The 22,972-nt window shown below is 69.8% G+C and carries 20 protein-coding genes, 1 tRNA gene and 1 pseudogene; 12 read left to right on the forward strand and 10 right to left on the reverse strand.

Annotated features, from left to right (window positions below; translation table 11 throughout):
* The first annotated feature begins 165 nt into the window (after positions 1–165).
* The 3 genes from ACTVCO_RS05850 (at position 166) to ACTVCO_RS05860 (ending at position 3,980) form a co-directional block, all read left to right on the forward strand.
* Positions 166–1,119 carry a Ppx/GppA phosphatase family protein gene (locus tag ACTVCO_RS05850; protein WP_443727469.1) on the forward strand — a complete coding sequence of 318 codons (954 nt, stop codon included), beginning with the start codon at positions 166–168 and terminating at the stop codon, positions 1,117–1,119.
* 38 nt (positions 1,120–1,157) lie between these two features.
* A complete protein-coding gene (locus ACTVCO_RS05855; protein WP_443727470.1) occupies positions 1,158–2,336 on the forward strand; it encodes an acyltransferase family protein in 1,179 nt (392 codons plus the stop codon).
* A 135-nt stretch (positions 2,337–2,471) separates the two neighbouring features.
* A complete protein-coding gene (locus ACTVCO_RS05860) occupies positions 2,472–3,980 on the forward strand; it encodes an NAD(P)/FAD-dependent oxidoreductase (protein WP_443727471.1) in 1,509 nt (502 codons plus the stop codon).
* Between the two features lie 98 nt (positions 3,981–4,078).
* Here the strand turns inward: ACTVCO_RS05860 and ACTVCO_RS05865 are convergent, their stop codons facing one another.
* The 4 genes from ACTVCO_RS05865 to ACTVCO_RS05880 all read right to left on the reverse strand — a co-directional run bounded on the left by ACTVCO_RS05865 (position 4,079) and on the right by ACTVCO_RS05880 (position 5,889).
* A complete protein-coding gene (locus tag ACTVCO_RS05865; protein ID WP_443727472.1) occupies positions 4,079–4,543 on the reverse strand; it encodes a PTS sugar transporter subunit IIA in 465 nt (154 codons plus the stop codon).
* On the reverse strand, positions 4,540–4,770 hold the full coding sequence (locus ACTVCO_RS05870) for a PTS transporter subunit EIIB (RefSeq protein WP_443727473.1): 231 nt from the start codon (positions 4,768–4,770) through the stop codon (positions 4,540–4,542). The genes ACTVCO_RS05865 and ACTVCO_RS05870 overlap by 4 nt, the downstream gene beginning before the upstream one ends.
* Positions 4,771–4,849: 79 nt before the next feature.
* The gene (locus ACTVCO_RS05875; RefSeq protein ID WP_443727474.1) at positions 4,850–5,095 is read right to left on the reverse strand and encodes a glucose PTS transporter subunit EIIB; all 246 of its coding nucleotides are present in this window, start codon (positions 5,093–5,095) and stop codon (positions 4,850–4,852) included.
* On the reverse strand, positions 5,092–5,889 hold the full coding sequence (locus ACTVCO_RS05880) for a GntR family transcriptional regulator (RefSeq protein WP_443727475.1): 798 nt from the start codon (positions 5,887–5,889) through the stop codon (positions 5,092–5,094). Before ACTVCO_RS05880 ends, ACTVCO_RS05875 begins: the two co-directional genes overlap by 4 nt.
* Positions 5,890–6,170: 281 nt before the next feature.
* Between ACTVCO_RS05880 and ACTVCO_RS05885 the strand changes: the two genes are divergently transcribed.
* Entirely contained in the window at positions 6,171–7,640 is a 1,470-nt protein-coding gene (locus tag ACTVCO_RS05885; protein WP_443727476.1) for a PTS transporter subunit EIIC, read from the forward strand.
* Positions 7,637–9,310: a phosphoenolpyruvate--protein phosphotransferase gene (gene ptsP, locus ACTVCO_RS05890; RefSeq protein ID WP_443727477.1), complete on the forward strand. Its 1,674-nt coding sequence runs from the start codon at positions 7,637–7,639 to the stop codon at positions 9,308–9,310. Before ACTVCO_RS05885 ends, ptsP begins: the two co-directional genes overlap by 4 nt.
* 259 nt (positions 9,311–9,569) lie before the next feature.
* Here the strand turns inward: ptsP and ACTVCO_RS05895 are convergent, their stop codons facing one another.
* Positions 9,570–9,836 carry an HPr family phosphocarrier protein gene (locus ACTVCO_RS05895; RefSeq protein ID WP_443727478.1) on the reverse strand — a complete coding sequence of 89 codons (267 nt, stop codon included), beginning with the start codon at positions 9,834–9,836 and terminating at the stop codon, positions 9,570–9,572.
* 441 nt (positions 9,837–10,277) lie between these two features.
* Between ACTVCO_RS05895 and ACTVCO_RS05900 the strand changes: the two genes are divergently transcribed.
* The 4 genes from ACTVCO_RS05900 (at position 10,278) to ACTVCO_RS05915 (ending at position 13,015) form a co-directional block, all read left to right on the forward strand.
* A tRNA-Leu gene (locus ACTVCO_RS05900) sits at positions 10,278–10,351 on the forward strand.
* Between the two features lie 332 nt (positions 10,352–10,683).
* Positions 10,684–11,517: a Bax inhibitor-1/YccA family protein gene (locus ACTVCO_RS05905; RefSeq protein ID WP_443727479.1), complete on the forward strand. Its 834-nt coding sequence runs from the start codon at positions 10,684–10,686 to the stop codon at positions 11,515–11,517.
* 311 nt (positions 11,518–11,828) lie between these two features.
* Positions 11,829–12,230, forward strand: a complete 402-nt coding sequence (locus tag ACTVCO_RS05910) for an FKBP-type peptidyl-prolyl cis-trans isomerase (protein ID WP_443727480.1) — start codon at positions 11,829–11,831, stop codon at positions 12,228–12,230.
* A 662-nt stretch (positions 12,231–12,892) separates the two neighbouring features.
* Complete coding sequence (locus tag ACTVCO_RS05915) at positions 12,893–13,015, forward strand: hypothetical protein (protein WP_443727934.1); 123 nt, start codon at positions 12,893–12,895, stop codon at positions 13,013–13,015.
* 250 nt (positions 13,016–13,265) lie between these two features.
* Here the strand turns inward: ACTVCO_RS05915 and ACTVCO_RS05920 are convergent.
* Positions 13,266–14,960 (reverse strand): annotated as a pseudogene (locus ACTVCO_RS05920) (DUF222 domain-containing protein); the annotation flags it as partial.
* Positions 14,961–15,382: 422 nt separating this feature from the next.
* Here ACTVCO_RS05920 and ACTVCO_RS05925 point away from each other — a divergent pair.
* Positions 15,383–16,252 carry an LLM class flavin-dependent oxidoreductase gene (locus tag ACTVCO_RS05925; protein WP_443727481.1) on the forward strand — a complete coding sequence of 290 codons (870 nt, stop codon included), beginning with the start codon at positions 15,383–15,385 and terminating at the stop codon, positions 16,250–16,252.
* Between the two features lie 30 nt (positions 16,253–16,282).
* Here the strand turns inward: ACTVCO_RS05925 and ACTVCO_RS05930 are convergent, their stop codons facing one another.
* From ACTVCO_RS05930 to ACTVCO_RS05945, 4 genes are all read right to left on the reverse strand, one after another.
* The gene (locus ACTVCO_RS05930; RefSeq protein ID WP_443727482.1) at positions 16,283–17,839 is read right to left on the reverse strand and encodes a class I SAM-dependent methyltransferase; all 1,557 of its coding nucleotides are present in this window, start codon (positions 17,837–17,839) and stop codon (positions 16,283–16,285) included.
* Between the two features lie 44 nt (positions 17,840–17,883).
* A complete protein-coding gene (locus tag ACTVCO_RS05935) occupies positions 17,884–18,261 on the reverse strand; it encodes a DUF5997 family protein (protein WP_443727912.1) in 378 nt (125 codons plus the stop codon).
* A gap of 300 nt (positions 18,262–18,561) precedes the next feature.
* Positions 18,562–19,230 carry a response regulator gene (locus ACTVCO_RS05940; protein WP_443727483.1) on the reverse strand — a complete coding sequence of 223 codons (669 nt, stop codon included), beginning with the start codon at positions 19,228–19,230 and terminating at the stop codon, positions 18,562–18,564.
* A gap of 375 nt (positions 19,231–19,605) precedes the next feature.
* Positions 19,606–20,988, reverse strand: coding sequence for a sensor histidine kinase (locus ACTVCO_RS05945; protein WP_443727484.1), 1,383 nt, complete (start codon positions 20,986–20,988; stop codon positions 19,606–19,608).
* Between the two features lie 289 nt (positions 20,989–21,277).
* On the opposite strand from ACTVCO_RS05945, the gene ACTVCO_RS05950 reads away from it, so the two are divergent.
* Together ACTVCO_RS05950 and ACTVCO_RS05955 are read left to right on the forward strand one after the other, a co-directional pair.
* Complete coding sequence (locus tag ACTVCO_RS05950) at positions 21,278–22,000, forward strand: ABC transporter ATP-binding protein (RefSeq protein ID WP_443727485.1); 723 nt, start codon at positions 21,278–21,280, stop codon at positions 21,998–22,000.
* 133 nt (positions 22,001–22,133) lie between these two features.
* Positions 22,134–22,895, forward strand: a complete 762-nt coding sequence (locus ACTVCO_RS05955; protein ID WP_443727486.1) for an ABC transporter permease — start codon at positions 22,134–22,136, stop codon at positions 22,893–22,895.
* The last annotated feature ends 77 nt before the right edge of the window (positions 22,896–22,972 follow it).

Genomic DNA, 22,972 nt, shown 5'->3' on the forward strand with positions numbered 1-22,972 from the left:
CGGTTGAGTGGCGGCCTGGTCGGGCGCGGCTTGGCTGGGAAGCGGTACGCGGGTGACGGTGCGCTTCTCGCACGCGCGATTGCGCGGGGCTGGTGGGAGCGATGCATGGGTCGCGTCCGGGTCGCGGGTTCAGCAGTGTCCGACGGTGGTGGGAGGATGTCCGTCGTGACTCGCGTAGCTGCCATCGACTGTGGAACCAACTCGATCCGACTTCTCGTTGCGGATGTCGCTCCTGACGGGACGCTCACGGACCTCGTGCGCCGCATGGAGGTGGTGCGCCTGGGGGCGGGCGTCGACCGGACGGGTGAGCTTGATCCGGTGGCGCTCGAGCGCACGCTTGCGATGACGCGCGAGTACGGGGCGACGATCGCTGAGCTCGGGGTCGAGCGGGTGCGGTTCGTCGCGACGTCGGCGACGCGTGATGCGCGCAACCGGCAGGCGTTCGTCGACGGTGTGCGGGAGGTCCTCGGTGTCGAGCCGGAGGTCGTCGCGGGCGCCGAGGAGGCCCGGTTGTCGTTCGCGGGTGCGACGAGCGTCATCGGCGATGGGCGCGCGGCTCCGTACGTGGTCGTCGACCTCGGCGGCGGCTCGACGGAGCTCGTCCTTGGGACAGAGTCTCCGGTGGGGGAGTTCTCGATGGATGTCGGGTGCGTGCGCATGTCTGAGCGGCACCTGCTGAGCGATCCGCCGACGGCCGAGCAGGTCGCGGCTGCGCGCGCTGATGTGCGTGCGGCGCTCGACGCGGCTGAGGAGCACGTCGACCTGGGTGCGGCGAGCACGCTCGTGGGTCTGGCGGGTTCGGTGACGACGGTGACGGCGCACGCGCTGCGTCTTACGGCCTACGACCGTGACGCGATCAACGGGGCCGTCCTTCCTGTTGCTGTCGTCCTCGAGGCGTGCGAGGACCTTCTGTCGATGCCGCGTGAGCAGCGGGCCGGGCTCGGCTTCATGCACCCGGGTCGGGTCGACGTCATCGCCGCGGGTGCGCTCGTGTGGTCTGAGGTCGTTGCGCGCGTCGTCGAGCGTGTCGCGGAGCGTGGTGGAGAGCTCACCGAGGTGCTCACGAGCGAGCACGACATCCTTGACGGCATCGCGCTCTCGGCGGCTGTCGGCTCGTGACGGTGACTGGGTCCGTAACGGTGACTGGGGCGCGACCGGTGAGGGCGCCGCGTCTTGACTCGCTCACGGGTCTGCGTTGGTGGGCTGCTGCGGCTGTCTTCATCCATCACCTCGCGATTCTTGTGCCCTACCCGCCGGTCCTCGCGCGGGTCACGGTGCTTGGCGTCCATGGTGTGACGTTCTTCTTCGTCCTGTCGGGCTTCGTGCTCACGTGGTCGTCGGGTCGGGCGGTGCCCGGTGCGAGCGTCCCCGATGCGCGGACGTTCTGGTGGCGACGCTTTGCACGGATCTATCCTGCGCATCTCGTGGCTCTGCTCCTCGCGGTCCCCGTGTTCACGTCACTGTTCGTGGCCGAGGGGTCGGGCTGGTGGGTGGACCCGTTCAGTCTTGGCATCCTCGCGCTCTCGGTCGTCCTGCTCCAGGGATGGTCGCGTGATCCGATGGTGCTGTTCTCGGGCAACCCTGCGGCGTGGACGTTGTCGTGCGAGGCGTTCTTCTATGCGCTGCACCCGGCTGCGGACCGCGCGCTCGCGCGGACGTCGCGGAGGGGTGCGCTCGCCGTCGCTCTCGGTGTCGTCGTCGTGGCGGTCGCGGTGCGCGTGCTCATCGGGTCGGGCACGGCTGCGGGCGGTGCGGTCGGTGGGTGGCCCTGGCCGGTCCTGCGTGTCACGGAGTTCTTCCTCGGCATGGCGCTTGCGCGGGCTGTCGCGCTCGGGTGGCGTCCGCGACTGCGGCCTGGGCTCGTCGCCGGCGTGCTGGGGGTCGTCGTGACGTGGCTCGCCCTGGGCCGCGAGTTGCTCGACGACCTTGGGGGAGAGTCGTCGTTCGCGCTCACCGTGCACGACGCGGTCCTTCCGGGGATGCAGGAGGTCATGACGGTCGGCCTCGGTCTGCTCGTTGCTGCGGTCGCGGTTCGCGAGCTTGAGCGTGGGCCGAAGCGACTGGGCGCACCGTGGCTCGTGCGGCTCGGTGAATGGTCGTACGCGTTCTACCTCGTCCACGCGACGATCCTCTACGCGCTCCTCGCGCTCTTTGGCCGGCAGCACGGCGCTGTCGGCGTCGTCGTCGGCGTGGGCGCTCTCGCGGCATCGATCGGGGCGGCGTGGTTGCTGCATGTCGCGGTCGAGCGCCCGGCGGAACGTCGGTTGCGTAGCGCGTGGGACAGCAGGCGCGCGGCGCGCGCGCGACGCGCAGCCCCAGTGGACCTGCCTGCGTGAGGGGACGGGTCCTCTGATCCAGGTTGCTCTTGCCCCGCGAGATCATGCCGTCGCTCGGCCCCACCTCGAATTTCGTCACGTCCGTGTGACGTAAACCCCACGGTCGTTGTGGCTCGGTCGATATACGATAGATGCATGCCCCAGGATGATCTGACCGAGGTTTCGCGCACCCAAAAGCCGGCCGCCCCTGCGTCCCGCAAGGTGCCCCGCATCGTCGTGCTTGGCGGCGGTTCTGTTGGTCTGTACTCGGCTCGGCGCATCCGTCGCCGCCTGGGTGGCCGTGAGGCAGCGATCGTCGTCGTCGACCCCCGCCCGTACATGACGTACCAGCCCTTCCTCCCGGAGGCTGCGGGCGGCTCGATCGATGGCCGTCACGTCGTGGCCCCGCTGCGTCGCGCCGTCAAGGGCGTCGACCTGCTGCAGGGCATGGTGACGTCGATCGACCACACGAACCGTCGTGTGACGATCCAGCCGGAGTCGGGCGACGCGTACACGATCCGCTACGACCACCTTGTTGTGGGTCTCGGAGCCGTGTCGCGCACGCTGCCGATCCCGGGCCTTGCCGAGACGGCGATCGGCTTCAAGACCGTCGAGGAAGCGATCGCTGTCCGCAATCAGGTGCTCAACCGCATCGACGTCGCAAGCTCGACGTGGGACCCCGAGACGCGTCGGCGCATGCTGACGTTCGTGTTCGTCGGCGGTGGCTTTGCTGGCGTCGAGGCGATCGGCGAGGTCGAGTCGATGGCGCGTGCGGCGATCAAGTACTACCCCGAGATCGACGCGAAGGACCTGCGTTTCGTGCTCGTCGAGGGTTCCCCCCGCATCCTTCCCGAGGTGTCCGCCGAGCTTGGCGGCTACACGCTCGATCAGTTGCGCAAGCGCGACATGGACATCTACCTGTCGACGTTCCTCAACTCGTGCGTCGACGGCCACATCGTCTTGTCGAACGGCCAGGAGTTCGACGCTGACACGGTCGTGTGGACGGCCGGCGTCAAGGCGAACCCAGTCCTGCGCGACTCGGATCTGCCTCTCGACGAGCAGGGCCGCGTCATTACGAACTCCTTCCTCCAGGTCGCCGACGCGGACGGGACCGTCGTGCCCGACGCCTGGGCTGCTGGCGACTGCGCTGCTGTCCCCGACCTCGTCGTGGGTGGCACGTGCCCGCCCAACGCGCAGCACGCAATCCGGCAGGCAAACCGGCTGGGCGAGAACCTCGCGAAGGCGCTCCGCTCGGCGGCCCCGAGCGAGTACCGTCACAAGAACGTAGGCGCGGTCGCGTCGCTCGGCATGTACATGGGTGTTGCGCAGATGTTTGGCCGCATCAAGGTCCGCGGCTGGTTCGCGTGGGTCCTGCACCGCACGTACCACGTCATGGCGATGCCGACGTGGAACCGCAAGATCCGCATCATGGCTGGATGGACGGGTGCGCTGTTCTTGCGTCGCGAGGTCGTCTCGCTCGGCTCGATCCACGACCCGCGTGCGTCGTTCCGTGCGGCCTCGCAGCCGCCGGCGCCCAAGCTTGTGGCACCCAAGCCGGCCGCGACCGACGCGGCGCAGACCGACGCGGCGCAGACCGACGCGGCGCAGCCCGAAGCGGCGCAGCCCGAAGCGGCGCAGCCCGCCGCTGCCCAGACTGACGTGTGACGCAGGCTCGCGGCTGACGTCGGGCAACGCAGTTCTCACGCACGAGGGCCTCACCATGGAGCGCGTACTCCATGGTGAGGCCCTCGTGCGTTGAGGGCTCAGCCCCAGACGAAGAGGGTGTCGGTGACGCTCACCGCAGTGCCGTCAGGGTTGCCTGCGGTGATGGCGGCAAACGGAGCCTCGAGCGCGACGATGGGGCAGACGGAGGAGCGGCCGCTCGCTTCGACTGCCGCAGGGTCCCACGTGATGAGGACGTCGCCCTGCTTGACGGTGTCGCCCTGCTGGTGGTGGACGGTGAAGCCCTCGCCCTCGAGCTGGACGGTGTTGATGCCGAGGTGCACGAGGACCGCGTGTCCGTCGTCGCCCTTGAGCACGAACGCGTGGGGGTGCACCTTGATGAGGGTCCCGTCGAAGGGTGCGATCGCGTTGCGACCCGTTTCGGGGTCGGGGACGATGGCGATGCCAGGCCCGACGAATCCTTCCGAGAAGACGGGGTCGTCGACGTCGATCATCGCCATGGTGGTGCCGGCGACCGGGGCGAGGACGTCGAGGGGCGCGGTCACCGGAGGTCCTCGATGTCGGACGCGAGCGTGTCGGCTTCGGGGCCGACGATGACCTGCACGGCGTCGCCGCTCATGACGACGGCGATGGCGCCTGCGGCCTTGAGGCCAGGCTCGTTGACGAGTGAGGGGTCCTCGACCTCCACGCGCAGGCGCGTGATGCAGGGTTCGAGGTCGATGATGTTGGCATCCCCGCCGAGGGCTGCGAGGATCTGGGACGCCTTACTCATGGTGTGCTCCTGGTGTCGTAGGCGGAACGCGGGCTGGGCTGCGACGTTGCAGCGGGTCAGCGATGCGATGGGGTGCAAGTTACATGAGATCGTCGAGTGCTGAGGCGATCGTGTCGACCTCGGGCCCGACGACGACCTGGACGACGCGTCCGTGGCTTGCGACGCCGTAGGCGCCGGCTGCTTTGAGGGCGGCGGTGTCGACGATGCCGGGGTCGGTGACGAGTGCGCGAAGGCGCGTGGTGCACGGGTCGATCTCGACGATGTTGTCGACGCCGCCGAGTGCGGCGAGGATCGCGGCGGCGCGGTCCTGGTCGGACGTGCTCATATGACTCCTTCCGGAGAGGTGGCGGTGGCGTGTGGTCCGCGTCGCGGGGTGCGCGAGGGGCGGGGGACGAGCATGGGGCGAGCTTCACGTAGCGGGACGAGGACGCTGTAGCGGTCGCCCCGGAACGTTGACTGGGTGTACATGACGGCGGTCTGCCCCGCGTACGAGCGGCGTTGGGTGCGCAGGACGGCGCGTTGCGTCGTCATGTCGAGGAGCTCGGCTTCGGTTGCGGTCGCGTCCGCGGCCTGGAGGGTATCTTCGCCCCAGGTGGGGCTGAGGTCGAGGTCGCGCAGGACGCTGTAGAGGCTCGTCGGGACGGCGTCTGCGAGGAGGTGGGGGGCGAGCCGCGCGGGGATCCAGGAGCTTTCGATGCTCATGGGTGAGCCGTCCGCGGTGCGCAGGCGCGATACGTGGTGGACGGGCTCGTCCTCGGGGAGGTCGAGAGCGCGTGCGACGCGGGGTGGTGCGGGCATGGTGGTCGCGTCGAGGACGCGAGCGCCGGGTTCGAGACCGCGTCGTCGGGCTTCTTCACCGAATGTGGTGAGGCGCATCTCGAAGTCCGCGTGGCGCGGGGCGACGAAGGTTCCGCGGCCTTGTTCGCGGACGAGGGTCCCTTCGGCGACGAGGGCGTCGAGCGCTTGGCGGACGGTCATGCGTGACACGTCGAAGCGTTCGGTGAGGGTGCGTTCGGAGGGGACGGCGTCGCCGACCTCGAGCTCGTTGGCGATGAGCTCTGCGAGGTAGTCGCGGACGACGAGGTGCTTGTGGCGCCGGGCGGAGTGCTCGGTCGTCATGGAATCCACCTCCCTGGTCGTCCCATCGTCGGGCCGTGCGCTCCGTCATCGGAGCCCTTGACACATCATCATGTCTAGACCACTGTGGTGGCAAGTGGTCCAGACAACCTGTCCGACGACATGCTGCCAGGGCCGAGGGATGGTCGACGACGCTCGCCCTCGATGAATTCAGGCTCCACGCACACCCGCTCCACGCATCACAGGTTCCACGCGAACCATCTCACGTCCATTCTTCGGCGACGCACCGACGCGTCGCCGCCACGTGACCCCGAAGGAGTGCCATGACCACGGTCAATCAGGCCGCCCCACGAGCGAGGCGAGGCATCCCCGGCTTCGCCCAGCTGCAACGGGTGGGTCGTTCTCTCATGCTTCCCATCGCCTCCCTGCCCGCAGCGGCGCTGCTGCTGCGGCTCGGACAACCTGACATGCTCGGTGCCGACGGGCTGGCCAAGAACGCTGACTGGCTCGTGCCGGTGGCCGCGGTCCTGGCCGCTGCCGGTGGTGCGCTCCTCGACAACCTCCCCATTCTCTTCGCGCTCGGCGTCGCGATCGGCTACGCGCGCAAGGCTGACGGTTCGACGGGCCTTGCTGCCGTCATCGGCTACCTCGTCTTCACGGGGGTCACCAAGGCGATGTCGCCTTACATCCTCGGCAAGCCGGCCGCGGTCACGCCCGCGGACGTCCTCGCGAGCGCGGATCCGGCTGCTCGTGCAGCCGCGGAGAGCGGTGACTTCACCCAGCTCCTCAAGCATGCGATCGGCATGGATGCGCCGGCGCAGGAACTCATCAACTACGGCGTTCTTGGCGGCATCGTCATTGGTCTGACGGCGGCGCTGCTCTACCAGAAGTACTACCGGATCAAGCTCCCGGCCTACCTGGCGTTCTTTGGTGGGCGCCGGTTCGTGCCGATCATCACGGCGGGTGCGGCGGTTCTCATCGGCGTGTTCGCGTCGTTCATCTATCCCGCATTCGACGCGGCCTTCACGTCCGTGGGTGACTGGGTGACGGGTTCGGCGATCGTCGGCGGCTTCGTCTTTGGAACTCTGAACCGCCTGCTCGTGCCGTTCGGGCTGCACCACCTGCTCAACTCGATGCCGTGGTTCCAGTTCGGTGAGTACACGAACGCTGCGGGCAACGTCGTGCACGGTGACATTCCGCGATTCCTCGCGGGCGACCCGACCGCAGGAATGTTCCAGGCGGGCTTCTTCCCGATCATGATGTTCGCGCTTCCGGCTGCCGCCTTGGCGTTTGTTCACACGGCAAAGCCGCACAACCGCAAGATTGTCGCGGGCATCATGGGCTCGGCCGCGCTCGTCGCGTTCGTCACGGGCGTGACGGAACCGCTCGAGTTCGCGTTCGTGTACGTCGCCTACCCGCTGTACGCGATTCACGCGGTGCTCACGGGCGCCTCGCTCGCGATCGTCAACGCCCTCGAGATGCGCTCGGGCTTCGGCTTCTCCGCCGGTGCGATCGACTTCCTGCTCAACTGGCGGATCGCTGAAAATCCCGTCGGCATCGTGCTCGTCGGCCTCGTGTTCGGCGTCATCTACTACTTCTTGTTCCGCTTCGTCATCACGCGCTGGAACCTCAAGACACCGGGCCGCGAAGACGAGTCCGACGCGGGCATCGACTCTGCTGAGTTCGTCGACGGCGGGTCCGCCGGGGTGTCGTCGGCCCGCGCGTCGGGCGCGAGCGGTGCTCACGCGTCGGGGTCCGCAGGCGGGACCTCACCTGGAGGTGACTCTGCATGACGTCGAAGCTGACCGGTGTTCCCGTGAGCCCCGGGCGGGTGGCGGGTGTCGTCTACGCGATGCCAGCGCCCGTCCCGGAGCCCTCGGAGGCCGCCAGGTCAGCCGGGATCGACGCAAGCACGGCGGTCGCGCAGGTCGCGGCCGCCGTGCAGGCGGTCCAGGCTGACCTGTTCGAGCGCGCGAGCCGGGCGCAGGGTGCAGCGGCCGACGTCCTCACGGTGACGGCCGCGATGGCGGGCGACTCGACGCTCTCGAAGGGTGCGGCGCAGCGCATCGAGGACGACGGCGCGACCCCCGAGCGTGCAGTGTGGGATGCGGCCGAGCAGATCGCGGGTCAGCTGGAGAAGCTCGGCGGCATGATGGCGGAGCGTGCGCGCGACGCGCGCGACGTCCGCGACCGGATCGTGGCAGCGTTGCGTGGCCTGCCCGCGCCGGGCGTCCCGGACCCTGGCGTGCCGTTCATCCTCACGGCTGCTGACCTTGCCCCTGCCGACACGGCGACGCTCGACCCCGCGACGGTGCGCGCGATCGTCACCGCGGGTGGTGGTCCCACGTCGCACACGGCGATCCTCGCGCGCTCTCTCGGGATCCCGGCGATCGTCGCGTGCGCCGGTGCGACGGCCATCCCTGACGGGACGACGGTTCTCGTCGACGGCGGCGAGGGAACGGTGGACACGGCTCCGTCGGACGACGACGTGGCTGCAGCCGAGGCGCTCTCGGGCACCGCGAGGTCCTTCGACGGGCACGGCCACACGTCCGACGGGCACGCGGTCGCGCTGCTCGCCAACGTCGCTGACGCGCCGAGTGCTGACGCGGCCGTGGCCGCGGGCGCCGAGGGCGTCGGCCTCTTCCGGACCGAGTTCTGCTTCCTCGGGCGCGCTGACGAGCCGAGCGTCGACCAGCAGGTCGACGCCTACCGGGCGATCCTGTCGCGCTTCCCTGGGCGCAAGGTCGTCGTGAGGACGCTCGACGCGGGTGCGGACAAGCCGCTCGCGTACGTGACCGCGGACGGCGAGCCCAACCCGGCTCTCGGCGTGCGCGGCCTCCGCACGGCGCTCGAACACCCCGACGTGCTCGAGCGGCAGCTCGAGGCGATCGCCACCGCGACGCAGGCGGAAGACGCGGACGTGTGGGTCATGGCGCCCATGGTGGCGACAGTCGCCGAGACCGAGAGCTTCGTCGGGCGGTGTGCCGCGCACGGGCTGAAGACCGCGGGCGTCATGGTGGAAGTGCCCGCGGCCGCGCTGCAGTCGCAGCACATCCTCGCGCACGCGTCGTTCGCTTCGATCGGAACGAACGACCTCACGCAGTACTGCATGGCGGCCGACCGCGAGACTGCAGCGCTCGCCGTTCTCTCGACCGGCTGGCAGCCCGCAGTTCTGCAGCTCGTCGCGGCGACGTGCCGCGGCGGGGCGGCCAATGACGCACCCGTGGGGGTGTGTGGCGAGGCGGCCGGAGACCCGGCGCTCGCGGTCGTGCTCGTCGGGCTGGGAGTGTCGTCGCTGTCGATGACGCCCCGCGCTCTGGCGGACGTCGCTGCCGTGCTGGCGTCGGTCGACCTCGCGACGTGCGAGCGGCTTGCGAACGAAGCCCTCGCGCAACCCGACGCCGATGCGGCCAGGTCGATTGTGCGAGCGGGAATCCCAGCGCTCGCGGAGCTAGGGCTCTGAAGGGAGCTGTGCCGCTGGTGCGAGCTGGGGCTCTGGAGGGAGCTCGGGCTCTGGTACGAGCTCAGGCTCTGAGGTGAGCTGGGACTGTGGAGGGAGCTGGGCTCTGAAGGGAACTCAGCTTCTGCGGGCACTGTGGCTGAACGACGCCGGCTGATGGACGACGACGGGGCCGGCCTGGGAGTTCCCGGGCCAGCCCCGTCGGGCGGTCCTGCCGCGTGAGGGTGTCGAGCATCGCTGCTCTGCGCGTAGCGGTGCTCCGCTAGATGGTCTCCTGGAGAAGGAATGCCTCGAGGGCGTCGAGCGCGGCGGTGGCGTCGTCCCCGTCCGTGTCGGTGTGGAGCGTGACAACCTCGCCGACGTTGGCGCCGAGCGTCATGACGCCGAGGACGGAGCTTGCGTCGACGGGGTCTTCGGTGCCGCGGGCGATGGTCACGGGCACTGCCTGCTTGCCGGCCTCTTGAGCGAAGAGTGCGGCGGGGCGTGCGTGGAGCCCCTCGAGAATCGCGACTGTGACGGTACGTTCCATGGTCGAGCTCCTTCGCGCTGCGTTGCGTGTCATCTTGATCGTAGGCGACCGAGGCGATCTGGTCTAGACCAGTGGGGTGGCCTGTGGCGCGGCGCGTGTCGTCGCGCGGCCCATCGTCGTCGGCCATCGTCGGTTGTCGGCTGTCGGCTGTCGGTTGTCGTCGATCGTCGATCATCCTTGTCCTTGTCCTTGTCCTTGTCCGCGCGTCGTCGCTGGCCCACCCTCGTCGTTGGCCCACCCTCGCCGTTGGCCCACCCTCGTCGTGGGGCCACGTCGTCGTGGGGCCACCGTCGTCGTGGGGCCACCGTCGTCGCGGGGCCACGTCGTCGTAGGGCCACCGTCGTCAGCGCGTGGTTCCGCCCGTGAAACTGGGACGCGTGCAGAGGGAGATCCGTGGGACGATCGTTCGTGCTGCGCGGGCGTTGCGTCCGCGTATGCGGCGCCCCCGTAGCCCAACCGGCAGAGGCAATCGGCTTAAACCCGATGCAGTGTGGGTTCGAGTCCCACCGGGGGCACTCGCCGCGCATTTGCTACGCGCGTCCTCTGCGCGAGCGTGGGGCCTGCGGGTTCTCGCGGGTTGTCGCGCTCAGGGTGCTTGTCCTAGCGCTAGGTCGACTTGTTCTCCTGCTAGGTCGACTTGTTCTCGTGCACAGTCGGCCTGTTCTCACAAGGCGCGGGCTTGGTCTCGCGCACAGTCGGTCCCTCCTGGCATGCTCATACCGCGACGTGCCGCAGCCCGCCCGGGGATGGGAACGATGTTGACCCCGCAGGCGTTGCACCGTCAGACGCGCAACTACGCGAGCAGCCCGGACGATCGCCCGGCCTGTCACGACTGCCAGGAGGAATAGTGAGCAACCCCGTCTTCACGTCGAGCCGGGCCTTCCGGGACCCGGTGCAGCAGCGCGGGCACTCGGCTCAGGGCTTCGGTGACGGATCGGCCGCATCCGCGGCAACTCTCGAGAGCCTGTACGCGCAGCCTTCGGCTTCTCCTGTCCAGACGAACCGCATCACGTACGACGACGTCATCGTGAAGACGGGCAGTCTTCTTGCGATCGTCGTCGTGCTGGCGGCGATCTCGTGGCAGGTGGCGCCGTCGATGCCGGGCCTCTACATCGGCGGAGCGATCGTCGGCTTCGTCCTTGCGCTCGTCAACATCTTCAAGCGGAAGCCGAGCCCCGCGCTCATCATGGGCTACGCCGCTGCTCAGGGTGTCTTCCTGGGTGGGCTGTCGTTCTTCCTCGACCAGTTCTACCCGGGCGTTGCGATGCAGGCGCTCATCGCGACTGTCGTGACGTTCACCGTGGTGCTGCTCGGGTTCAAGAGCGGCAAGCTCCGGACGTCGCCGAAGCTCACGAAGATGTTCTTCATCGCAATGATCTCCTACGCGGCGTTCTCCCTCGTCAACCTCGGGATCATGCTGTTCGGTGCGAACGACGCGGCGTGGGGTCTGCGCTCGAGCGTCGAGATCGCGGGAATGCCGCTCGGCGTCATCATCGGCGCGGTCGCGGTGCTCCTCGCGTCGTACTCGCTCGTCATGGACTTCGAGCAGATTAAGCACGGCGTTGAGGTCGGTGCGCCCCGCAACCTCGCATGGACGTTCGCGTTCGGACTCGTCGTCACGCTCGTCTGGCTCTACGTCGAGTTCCTCCGGATCTTCGCGATCCTCTCGGGCCGCGACTGAGCGCATGGCCTCACGCTGATGCTCTGACGATTCACCCGGACCTCTGGGTGCCGTCCGCCACGATGCCCGGTACCGCGCGAGACGCGCGGGACCGGGCATCGATGCATGGGGGCATCGATGCATGGGGCATCGATGTGTCGGGGATCGTGGTGTGGGGCTCGTTGCGCGTGGGTGTGAACGAGCTACTTGATGGCGCCCGCAGCTAGTCGGTCGGCTTCGGCGTCCACCGTGTGTGGTTGTCCGATGTGCCGACTACCCTTGACCGAGGCCCCGCGACCGCGCGGCTTCACCACGACGAGAGGTTCGACCCCGTGGCTACCCTTCCCCAGGCATCCGGCGGTTTCGGCGACAAGCCGGAGCTGACCTTCCCCGACACCGCGGCCCCCGCTGAGCTCGAGGTTCAGGTCCTCGTCCAGGGTACGGGCGACACCGTCGAGGCTGGCGACAACATCGTCGTCAACTACCTCGGCCAGACGTGGGGCGGACACGTCTTCGACAACTCGTACGACCGCGGCTCCGCGATCGACTTCCCCATCGGTCTGGGCCGAGTGATCGGCGGATGGGACCAAGGCCTCGTCGGCAAGCAGGTCGGCTCGAGGGTTCTGCTCTCCATCCCGCCGCACCACGGGTACGGCTCACGGGGCGTTCCGCAGGCCGGCATCGGAGGGGACGACGTTCTCGTCTTCGTCGTCGACATCATCGGCACCAACTGAGCAGTCTCACGACTCACCGCGTCCCGGTTCCGGCCGTGTGGCAGCGGTGAATCAGAACGTTCGTCCTCAGGGGCGGCCCGGGTGGGCCGCCCCTGAGTCGTACCGAGTGCACCCGCCGGATCGCCGCCCGGGCTGCGTCCCGTCGTGAGCGTTCCTGCAGTGGCGCACCCAGTGCGGTCGCTGAGGCACATCGTCGCGAGCGCCCTCGGCTGTGTGCCGTGTGCCGTGTGCTGTGCGTCGTGCGCAGGCTGGTGGGTTGTGTACGCCGTGTGTGGCGTCCCATGCCGCGTGGGGCCGGTGCGCATGGCCGACGGCAGAGCGTCGGGCCTAGTCAGTACGGAATCGAGTCCTCTGGGTTGGCCTGGTCACTGCTCCCGACGCCCTCGTCGGGGTGGCGAGTCACGCTCAGGGCGCCGCCGACTGGTGTCCCCGCGTCGTCGTCGGCGGGCGGACCGACTGGAATGGCCCCGTCTGCACTAGATAGTTGATGTGTGGGCGTGGTGCTGGTGGCTTGAGCGGACGCAACGTCGGACTTCTCCGCATGGGCGTTCGCGGGCTGGTCTGCTTGCCCGCGCCGGACCTCGTTCGGCGGCTCGCTTCCAGATGTGCCAGTGGGGTTCCTCGGGGGAAGGCTCGGAAGGCTCGGCCTCGATCCCTGGCTCGTGTCCGCGCTCGCGCTCGCGCTCGTGTTCGCACTCGTGCTCGTGTCCGTGTCCGTGTCCGTGTCCGTGTGCGTGTTCGCACTCGTGCTCGCGTTCGCGGGGCGTCCGCGCTCGGTCGAGTGACGGCTGAGGTGAGTGCCGCGCTTGTTGAGCTCGTGCGTCCCGTGGGCGACGTCCATATGAGGCGTGATGGTCGAAGTCGCGAGGTTCGCGCGGGCGTCGGGCGAGCGGGGGCACTCGACGGTGACGTGTGGGGACTGTTGAGGTCCTCGACGTCAGGGCCAGATGGGTCGGCGGCGCGTGCCGCTTCGCGGAGTGCCCTGGCCTGAGGGTCGTCGGCCACATGAACCGTCCATGTACCCGCATGCTTGAGCCTGTGATGCTGACGGCACAAGTGGGCGAGGTTCGACGCGGACGTGGCTCCACCCTCGTCCCAGGCTTCGACGTGGTCGAGGTCGCACGCCTCGGCGCGCCGCCGGCACGACGGGAACCGGCACGTCTCGTCACGTAGCTGCGTGAAGATGCGCAGGTGAGACGGGACGCGGTACGTCGACCGTGACATGTCGAGAGGCGCGCTGGTGTGCGGATCGGTGAGGATCCTCCTTAACGACGGGCTCTGCGCAACGAGCGAGCGCGCGGTCGCACGATCGATCGGCCCGCTGTTGACGAGCATGCCGTGCGGGGTGGGTGCGTTCCTGCTGCCGATGCCGCTGGCGTCACCGCTTGCTTCGCTGGTCTCGTCCCGCCTCGCGCTAGCGCCCCATGGGGCTGCTGCTGCGTCCGGCGAGTCTCCGAGCCAGTCGACTGGCACGAGTACTGCCACTGTCGGGACGATGCCGTAGATGTCCACGTCGCAGGCTGACGATGCCGTGTGTTCGTCGTCGTCGCCCAGAGCCTCGGTGTAGGCGACCTCGAGCAAGCGCTGCTGGCTCGAGGAAAGGCCGGTCCGGTCGCTGGGACGACGCTCGGAGCGCGCGGGATCGCCCGATCCGCCGACGCGTGCGTCGCTGATCGACGGAGGATCGACGATGTCTGTTGATCCGTTGCCCGCCGGGTGCACCGAGCCTGCGAGAGCCGAACCGTCTGTCGACGCTGCCGGGCCGTCCTGTGTCGCACGGCCTTCTGATGGCTCTGGCTGCGTCCGCGGGTAGTCGTCGTCGTTCGACTGCGGAACGTGCGCGGAGCCCTCGGTGGGGGCGGGCTCGTGAGGTCGTCGTGGGGTTGGTCTGGTGCCCTGCTGCGGGATGAGCAGCGCACCATCGCTGAGTGCGTATGCCATGAACGCGTCGGCACGCAGCTGGGTGAGTGTGCGCGGATCCTGCGGCGACCGGACTGCCATCGCAGCATCGATGCAGCGGTTGTAGATCGCGTGCGCTGCAACCGCAGGCAGGTGCGCCGTGAGTGTCGATATCCCATCGCGCGGCGGTGCGAGCAGGACGTGCCGCCCGGCGCGAGCCCGGCGGTGGCGCACCTCGATCGACTCTGGGTGGTACATCTCGCGGCGACGTCGGGCGAACACCTGGAGGCTTGCCGCAGTGACTGTCGGTGCCTTCTCGAGGATCTCGGATTCGAGAGCATCGCGCGCGCCCACGGGCAGCGTCGTGAGCTCCTCGAGCGCGACTGTGACGTGACGCTCCGAGATGACGCCGTCGAGAAGCGCCTTCCAGAGCGCCGCATGCTCGTCGGCGGCGGTTCGAGCGTCCTCCCAGGCGCGGCGCACAGTGCCCTCAGGGATGCGGATCATCGTCGCGACCTCCGCGATACCCGAGCGGTGCGCGGCCTCGACCGCCCGCGACGACGCCAGCAGCACGTCATCGACGTGCTCCGCGTGCGCGGCTTCTTGATCGGCGAGAACGCCGAGATGAGCGAGAGCGCGAGCCTTCATGGCTGCAGCGGCTCGGATTGTGCGCTCCGCGTGCTCGACGACCTCAAGCACGCGGTCCTGCGTCTCCCGCAGCTCAATGCCCTCCGCCACCCAAGCGGCGTGGCCGCGGGGTGGGGAGACGATGCGTCGCTCGCGTGCGCTGCGATCGGTATTGGCCGCCATGAGAGTTAACGTATCGAACATGCGTTCGAGTTTCGAGCGCGGGTGGGGTGGTTGTGGGGTGAGGTTGAACTGGTACGAGGGTGAGGGCGGGGTGAAGCCCGTGCGGCGTGCTCGGTGCGAGCCGGTACGCGGTCGCGGGCATCGGGGGCAGGCGAGGGGAAGGCGCGGGCTTCAGGGGAGGTGCGAGGAGTGGAAAAGGGCGCAGGGACGGGCGCAGGCGTGGGCCGAGGGGAAGGGGCGGCAGAGAGGTGGGCCGAGGGGAAGGGGTGGGCGCAGGCGTGGGGCGAGAGGAAGGGACGGCAGAGGGGTGGGGCGAAGGGAAAGGAGGGGCCGGGGGAGGGACGGGCGCGAGGCCGCCGGTAGGGAAGGGACGAGGGGTAGGGGCAGGGGAATGGACGGGGAGACAGGGGACCGCACGGCGGTGATCCCGCTACGCTCGAACCATGCGAGTCGGCCTGTGCATCCTGCCCCAGTTCCGCTGGAGCGAAGCCGCTCCCATGTGGCGCGAAACGGAGGACCTCGGTTTCGCCCACGCCTGGACCTACGATCACCTTGCGTGGCGCTCTCTCGCCGACGAGCCTTGGTTCGCGACGGTGCCGACCCTCACTGCGGCCGCACTCGCCACGACGACGATTCCTCTCGGCACGTTCGTCGCAACGCCGAACTACCGCCACCCTGTGATGTTCGCGAAAGACATCCTCACGCTCGATGACATCTCAAGCGGCCGCGTGCTCCTCGGCATCGGCGCAGGTGGTGGCGGCTTCGACGCCGCCGTCCTCGGCGACGCGCCGCTCACGCCGGGAGAGAGAGTACGTCGCCTCGACGAGTTCCTCGGACTGCTCACGACGATGCTCACGCAACCCGTCACCGACCATGACGGCGCGTTCTACACCGCCGTTGGCGCCCGCACCCATCCGGGCCCGCTCGTCGGCCCGCCGCCGTTGCTCGTCGCTGGCAACGGTCCGCGTGCCCTCGACGTAGTCGTCCGCCGCGGCCAGGGCTGGGTGACAACAGGCCTCGAGCAGGTCGACGACGTCGACGCGTGGTGGCAGAGCCTCGCAACCCTCAGCAGCCGGCTCGACGACGCGCTCGAGCGGGCCGGTCGCAGCGACGCTGTCGCCGACCACGAGCTCTTCCCGCGCTACCTCAACCTCGACACGTTCACTTACTCGCTCGAATCCGTCGACAAGTTCGACGACATGGTCGGGCGAGCTGCCGAGCTCGGGTTTACCGACGTCGTCGTCCACAGGCCGCGCACGGACGGCATCTACGCAGGTGACTCCGCGATTCTCGAAAGGCTCACGATCGGGTGAGGCGACCAGCTTCGCGAGTGCGGGGCGGAACTATTGCGTCCGTGACGGCCTCACCGACCGCGTCACCGTGAACTTCGGTGTCCGCGAGACCTGCGACGTCGGCCCGACGATCCTTTCGAGCATCGGTCGGTAGCGCAGGTGGGAGTTCCACACGACCCACAGCTCGCCGCCCGGCCGCAGGACGCGCGCGCTCGCCCGGAACATCGCCTCAGCAATGTCCGTGCTCACGACCGCGCCCGCGTGGAACGGCGGGTTGCAGACGACGACGTCGACCGACGCGTCGGGTACGGACGCCGCCGTGTCGTCAAGCAGTGTCCTCACGCGGTCACCGACACCGTTCGCGGCGGCTGTCGCCGCTGCCGAGAGCACGGCAGCCGCGGACCGGTCCGTCGCAATCACGGTCGCGCGTGGCAGGCGTAGCGCGAGGATCGTCGCGAGCACGCCCGTCCCGCACCCGAGGTCGAGAAGCCGCCAAGCGCCCCGCGCCAGAGAGCCGGGATCGGAGCCCGACGACGATGTGGGCTCGTCCAAGAGATCACGCGCGGCGCCGGTGTCGGTGCCGAGACGACGGGATGACGATGTGGGCTCGCCCAAGAGATCACGCGCGGTGTTGGCGCCGGCGCCGGGACGACGGGACACGCCGTCACGATGCTCGTCGAGGAGTTCGTCGAGTGCGTCGAGGAGCGCGCGCGTGCCGATGTCGAGGTTCGGCCCGGCGAATGCGGCCCCGTGCGCCACCACCTCGAGACCCCCAGCGCGATCACCGGCCGTGCCAGCACTGCCTGGAGCGCCACCGCCTGCACGACCACCGCCTGCACGACCGCCGCCCGCACGACCGCCGCCAGCGCGATCACCACCCGTGCCGCCACCGCCTGGAACACCACCGCGACCGCGATCACCAGCCGCATCGCCACCGCCTGCGCCGTCACCGCCGAGATCGCCCTGGTTGCCGTAGGGGACGGAGATGCGTGCCCGTCGTGGGAACGGCTCGTACCCCAGAGCCGCGGCCATAGGCCGCCGCGCGATGAGTGCGCGAGCCTTGCCGTGCGCGAGCGTCGCCGACACCTCGCCGAAGCGCACCGCGAGCACGTCGTTCATGCTCCGGCTCATGTGCTTGAGCCGCCCTGTCGCGAGGAGGACGACGTCCGGCGCGGCTTGGTCGGCGACGAGGTCCGCGAGCTCGGCGAGCGCGTCGAGCGACCGAGGAAGACGCGCAAGGACGATGCGGGCCCCCGCGACGACGGCAGGATCGAGCGCAGGAAGGACGCGCACCTGCGAGACGTCGATGCCCGAGATCGTCGCGACCGCCGCCGCGTTGAGAAGGATCGCCCGTTTGCTCGTCACCGTGTCCGTCGCGACGCGCACGTCCGGTGCGCCGAGTGCGAGAGCCCCGAGGGTGAGCGCGCCGTAGCCGTCGTCGAGCACTGCGACCTCGCCCGGTCCCGCTGACGCGAGCAGCGTGCGGGACTCCGCGAGAACGAGCCGGTCAGCCGCGTCGACCGCGACGAGCTCGGGCGCCTCGACATCGGGCCGACGCCTCAGCACACCGAGCAGTGCGAGGACGTCGTCCGGAAGATCACGGTGCATAGTGTCGACTTCCTGCGCCGCAGGTGGGATGAGAGAATCGCTCGTCAGCGACCGCGCGGTGCATCCTTCGTCGCCCGCTTCGCGTCGCGATCGCGCACGCGCTCTTCCTCTGCGCGCACCTCGTCCTGGATCTTGCGCTCGCGCACGAGCCAGTCCGGGTTCTTCTCGCGCAGCTCACTGATCTGGTCGGTCGTCAGTGCCTCGGTCACGCCACCGCGGGCCAAGCCCGAGATCGACACGCCAAGGCGCGCTGCGACCACGGGCCGCGGGTGCGGGCCGTTCTGGCGCAGCTCGACGAGCCACTGCGGGGGTTCCGTCTGCCACGTGTCGAGCTCGGCGCGCGTGATGAAACGCTGCTGGAACTCCTCCGGCGTGGCGGGCAGGTAAACGCCCAGCTTCTTCGCCGCTGTCGCGGCCTTCATCGCCTGAGGGTGCTTGCTCACAGGGACCATCCTACCGAGCGCGCACAGTCGTGCGGCCCGCCGAACGCACCTGCGTGTGGTGACGTGCACGACGCACCACGGCGCGACAGTGCGCGAGCCCGGCAGAGTGGTGGTGCGGGAGCCGTCGACAGGCCCGTGCGAGCAGCTGAGAGACGCCACTCGAGGTCACGTGTGGGGCTGTGAGCGAGCCCGGCAGCGTGGTCGCGCACGACCAGTCGACGATGCCGTGCGTGGGCCGCCATGGGCCGGGCGCGGACCCACGAGGGGCCCCACGATGCGTCAGCCGAGACCTGCGTCGTGCACACAGATCGCGACCTGAACCCGGTTGTCGACCTCGAGCTTCGCGAAGATCCGCCCGACGTGCGACTTCACGGTCGGCACGCTCATGAACAGCTCGGCTGCGACCTCGGTATTCGACAGCCCTCGCGCCACCGCACGCGCAACCTCGTGCTCGCGCTCGGTGAGGCGCCCCAGCCGCTCGAGCGCCTCGGCCGACCGCGACGGAGAGTCGCTCGTCGCGGCCGCGATGAGGCGGCTCGTCACGGTCGGGGAGAGGATCGGCTCGCCCGCAGTCGTGCGCAGCACAGCGTCGACCAGCCGGTCGGGCGGCGTGTCCTTGAGGAGGAACCCGTCGGCTCCATGGCGCAGCGCCTCGATCACCGTGTCGTCCGTGTCGAACGTCGTGAGCACGAGGATGCGCAACGCGGGCCACCGCGACCGCAGGGCTTGGGCCGTCGCGAGCCCGTCACGTCTCGGCATCCGCACGTCGAGCAGCACAAGGTCGGGTGACGTTGCGGCGACGACGTCCTCAGCCTCGATGCCGTCAGCCGCCTCGCCGACGATCTCGAGCGCACGCGCACCACCCAGGATCATGCGCAGACCAGAACGGACAAGAGCATCGTCGTCAACGACAACGATCCGGACGCGGGCATCGGAAGAGTCGGTCACGTCCGACAGCGTCTCACGAGCCGTTGCGGTGAATCCTGGAGCACACGCGCAAGGCACGGACGTGGTCACGGGGGCTGGGCCACGGGGGCGGGACGACGGGGTCGGGACGACGGGGTCGGGACCACGGGCGCGGTCACGGGCGTGGGACGACGGGCGCGGGACCACGGGGCGGTCACGGGCGCGGGACCGGGCGCCGCTGGGCCGGGCGGGGGGACCGTGGGCGCGGCAGACCTACCCGCGCCTGCGACGCGCCGGGAGCGCGCGCGCACGCGCACGCGCTGGACCCGGCACGCGCACTCGCGGGAGCCATGTCAGCTGGGTGAGCAGTGAGAGCTGTGCGGGCCATGAGAGCTGCGCGGGCCGCGGGAGTCGCGCTCAGCGTGACCACGGGAGAGAGGCACGCACGACGAAGCCGCCGGTTGCGTCGTCGCCCGCGTCAAACGTTCCGCCGAGCAGCGCGACCCGCTCGCGCAGGCCGCGCAGCCCGTGGCCCGACGCAGGCAAGGCCATCGCGCCCCCCGACGACGATCCCCCAGGCGACGATCCTGCAGACGCACCCCCAGACGACGGCCCGGCCGAACCACCGACCCTCGCAACCCCGACGTCCGCGCCCACCGAGCCCGCAGGCGTCGCGAGAAGCGCCCCGCGGTGCGTGCCCCCGCCCGGGCCGCGACGGCCCAGCGTGCGCACCATGACCGTGAGCCCGTCGTCGGGCGTCCCTGTCACCCGCACGACGATGGGCGACGCCGCAGCGTGCTTGCGCGCGTTCGTCAGCCCCTCCTGAACGATCCGGTACGCGGTCCGCACCGTCGACCCGGCGAGCGTCGCGGACTCATCCGTCACCGACGGCGTCATCCCGAAGTCCACGCGCGCGCCGAGCGCCCGAGCGTCCGCGACCAGATCGTCGATGCGCTCGAGCGTCGGCTGCGGGGCGTCGGTCGCGCTCAGGTCGGTCCCCGCCCGCAGCACGCCAAGCACCTCCCGCAGCTCTTCGAGCGCGCGGTGCGCGTTGTCGCGCACGACCCCCGCCGACTCCCGCACCTCCTCGGGACTGAGATCGGTGCGGTAGGCGAGCGCCCCGGCGTGCATCGCGACGAGCGAGACGCGGTGGGCGAGGACGTCATGCATCTCGTGGGCGATCGCGGCGCGCTCCTGCGCCCGAGCACGCTCCGCATCCGTGGCTCGCGCCCGCTCGGCCGCCTCGGCCCGCGACTGCAGCGTCCACACGAGTTCGCGTCGCGCGCCGATGTACAGGCCGACGCCGACGATGAGGATCGTCGACATGAGCTGCACGATCACGACGCCCCACCACCGCATGTGGGGAAGGCCGTCGACCGTGTAGTAGGACGCGAGCGACGTGATGATGAGCAGCGCCGTCACGGGGACGACCTCGATCATGCGCCGCCGCGCGCACACCGACACGACGGCAAGAGTTGCGGCGGCGCTCGCGGACACCGACAGCGACGACATGACGAGCAGCACGACGACGACGGTCATGGGCCAGCGTCGACGAAACCAGACGATGATGTAGGAAGCCAGCCCCAGAGCGACGTCCAAGGCCTCACGCGCCGTCGCCTCAGCCACCGAGGAGACCGCGATGTCGGGGGAGCCGGGTGGTTCCGGCAGGACCGAGCCGAACAGCACGAACGAGCAGAGCAAGACCGCCGTGAAGCGCCACGTGCGACCCCACGCAGTGAGGGGCGGCGCCGGAACAGGCGGCTTCGACGCGAGCCGGCGGACAGAGGAAGACAGACGCACGCCCTGAGCCTACGGACTCCGCCCGCGCCGAGGGAGAGTCCGCGGGCGCGTCCCGCTCGCCAGCGCCTCCGCCCCAGGGCGGAGGACCGGGGTCGAGAGACGGAGCACCCGGGCCGAGAGACGGAGGACCCAAGCCGAGAGACGGACGACCCGAGCCGAGAGACTGAGGTCGCCCGCCGGTGGACGGAGCCGAGCACGCCGACGGGCGCAGTCATCGGCTCCCTGCGACGCAGCGACTCTCGACGGCCGACCGATGCCCGCACGCACCCGCGCCAGCGACCGTAGAGGCATGATCAACGTCACCCACCTCACCAAGCGCTTCGGCCGCGTCACGGCCGTCGACGACGCCACCTTCGCTGCCCTTCCCGGCCGCGTCACGGGCCTCCTCGGTCCGAACGGTTCCGGCAAGACGACGACTTTGCGCTCCCTCGTCGGGCTCGTCCGCCCGACGTCCGGAAGCGTGACGATCGCTGGCCGCAACTATGTCGACCTCCCCAACCCGGCTCGCAACGTCGGCACCATGCTCGACGCTGAGTCGCTCCACGCCGGCCGCACCGGCCGCGAAGAGCTCCGCCTCGCCGCCGGTGTCCTCGGACTCCCCGCGACCCGTGTCGACGAGGTCCTCGAGATCGTCGGCCTCACCACCGGCGAAGCGCGCCGACGCACACGCACCTACTCGCTCGGGATGCGCCAGCGGCTCGGGCTCGGCCTCGCACTGCTCGGCGACCCCGAGGTCGTCGTGCTCGACGAGCCGGCCAACGGCCTCGACCCCATGGGCATCCGCTGGATGCGGACCCTCCTGCGCGGATTCGCTGCCGAAGGCAGGACCGTGCTGCTCTCCAGCCACCTCCTCACCGAGATGGAGAGCGTGTGCGACGACGTCGTCGTCGTCGGCAAGGGCCGCGTCCTCGCCCACGGCACGACCGCAAGCTTCGTCGAGTCCGACGGCAACCTCGAAGAAGCGTTCGTGCGCCTCACCGTCGGAACCGACCGCGAACGGGTCGGGCAGTGAGCAACGCCCGGACGCCGCACCCAGCGGCCCCGGCACCCGCCGACGCCGCACCCGCCGACGCCACTGTCCGCCCCGCACCGTCGCGCCGCTTCGCGGCCGTCCCCATGATCGCCGAACTCCAGGAGAACCTCCGATGAGCGCCCTGCTCGCCCACGCACCCGTCCCGTTCCTGCGCACGTGGAACGCTGAGAACCGCAAGATCGTCGACACCCGCGCAGGGGCGGTGTTCCTTGGCCTCATCGCCCTCGTCGTCGTCGGCATGTCCGTCCTCGTCGCGGGCTGGCCGGGGGACGTACCCCTGACGTTCGGCTCCCTCCTCGACGGCGCGATCGCCTCCGGAATCGCGATGTTCGCGCCGATCCTCGCGATCCTCGCGGTGACCTCCGAGTTCTCCCAGCGGACCCTCGCCGTCACCCTCACGCTCGAGCCGCGCCGCGGACGCGTCGTCGCCTCGAAGATCGCCGCTGCACTCACGGCAACCGCTGCCCTCGTCCTCGTCGGCCTCGTGATCGCCGCCGTCGTCCTGCTCACCGCCGCAACCCTGCGGGGCGACACCGCAGCCTGGGACGTCGACGGACGAACCGTGGGAGCGGGAGCGCTCATCCTCGTCCTCTCCGTCATCCAGGGAACGGCCTTCGGCCTCCTGCTGCGCTCGACGCCGCTCGCGGTCATCGCCTACCTCGTCGTCCCCAACCTCGTCAGCCTCATCACCGCATTCATCCCCGCGGTCGCCGACGCCGCCCCCTGGTTCTCCTTCTGGAGCGCCACCGCGCCCCTGTACGGCACGGCCGGGATCACGGGCCTCGAGTGGGCCCAGCTCGCCAGCGCCACCGCGATCTGGATCGCGCTGCCGGGTGCGATCGGGACGTGGCGGCTCCTCAAGGGCGACCTCTGAGCACGGAGCGACGCTGACGCGTGAGAGCAGTGCGCACTCACGCTGTGCGCACTCACGGCGTGCGCACTCACGTTGTG

The organism is Sanguibacter sp. A247 (genome assembly GCF_052324925.1).
Lineage (GTDB): Bacteria > Actinomycetota > Actinomycetes > Actinomycetales > Cellulomonadaceae > Flavimobilis.

Excerpts from the sequence above, each read along its gene's own strand:
- ACTVCO_RS05860 (WP_443727471.1), top strand. The coding sequence starts at position 2,472 with ATGCCCCAGGATGATCTGACCGAGGTTTCGCGCACCCAAAAGCCGGCC.
- ACTVCO_RS05870 (WP_443727473.1), bottom strand. The coding sequence starts at position 4,770 with ATGAGTAAGGCGTCCCAGATCCTCGCAGCCCTCGGCGGGGATGCCAAC.
- ACTVCO_RS05875 (WP_443727474.1), bottom strand. The coding sequence starts at position 5,095 with ATGAGCACGTCCGACCAGGACCGCGCCGCCGCGATCCTCGCCGCACTC.
- ACTVCO_RS05880 (WP_443727475.1), bottom strand. The coding sequence starts at position 5,889 with ATGACGACCGAGCACTCCGCCCGGCGCCACAAGCACCTCGTCGTCCGC.
- ACTVCO_RS05885 (WP_443727476.1), top strand. The coding sequence starts at position 6,171 with ATGACCACGGTCAATCAGGCCGCCCCACGAGCGAGGCGAGGCATCCCC.
- ptsP (WP_443727477.1), top strand. The coding sequence starts at position 7,637 with ATGACGTCGAAGCTGACCGGTGTTCCCGTGAGCCCCGGGCGGGTGGCG.
- ACTVCO_RS05895 (WP_443727478.1), bottom strand. The coding sequence starts at position 9,836 with ATGGAACGTACCGTCACAGTCGCGATTCTCGAGGGGCTCCACGCACGC.
- ACTVCO_RS05925 (WP_443727481.1), top strand. The coding sequence starts at position 15,383 with ATGCGAGTCGGCCTGTGCATCCTGCCCCAGTTCCGCTGGAGCGAAGCC.
- ACTVCO_RS05930 (WP_443727482.1), bottom strand. The coding sequence starts at position 17,839 with ATGCACCGTGATCTTCCGGACGACGTCCTCGCACTGCTCGGTGTGCTG.
- ACTVCO_RS05935 (WP_443727912.1), bottom strand. The coding sequence starts at position 18,261 with ATGAAGGCCGCGACAGCGGCGAAGAAGCTGGGCGTTTACCTGCCCGCC.
- ACTVCO_RS05950 (WP_443727485.1), top strand. The coding sequence starts at position 21,278 with ATGATCAACGTCACCCACCTCACCAAGCGCTTCGGCCGCGTCACGGCC.
- ACTVCO_RS05955 (WP_443727486.1), top strand. The coding sequence starts at position 22,134 with ATGAGCGCCCTGCTCGCCCACGCACCCGTCCCGTTCCTGCGCACGTGG.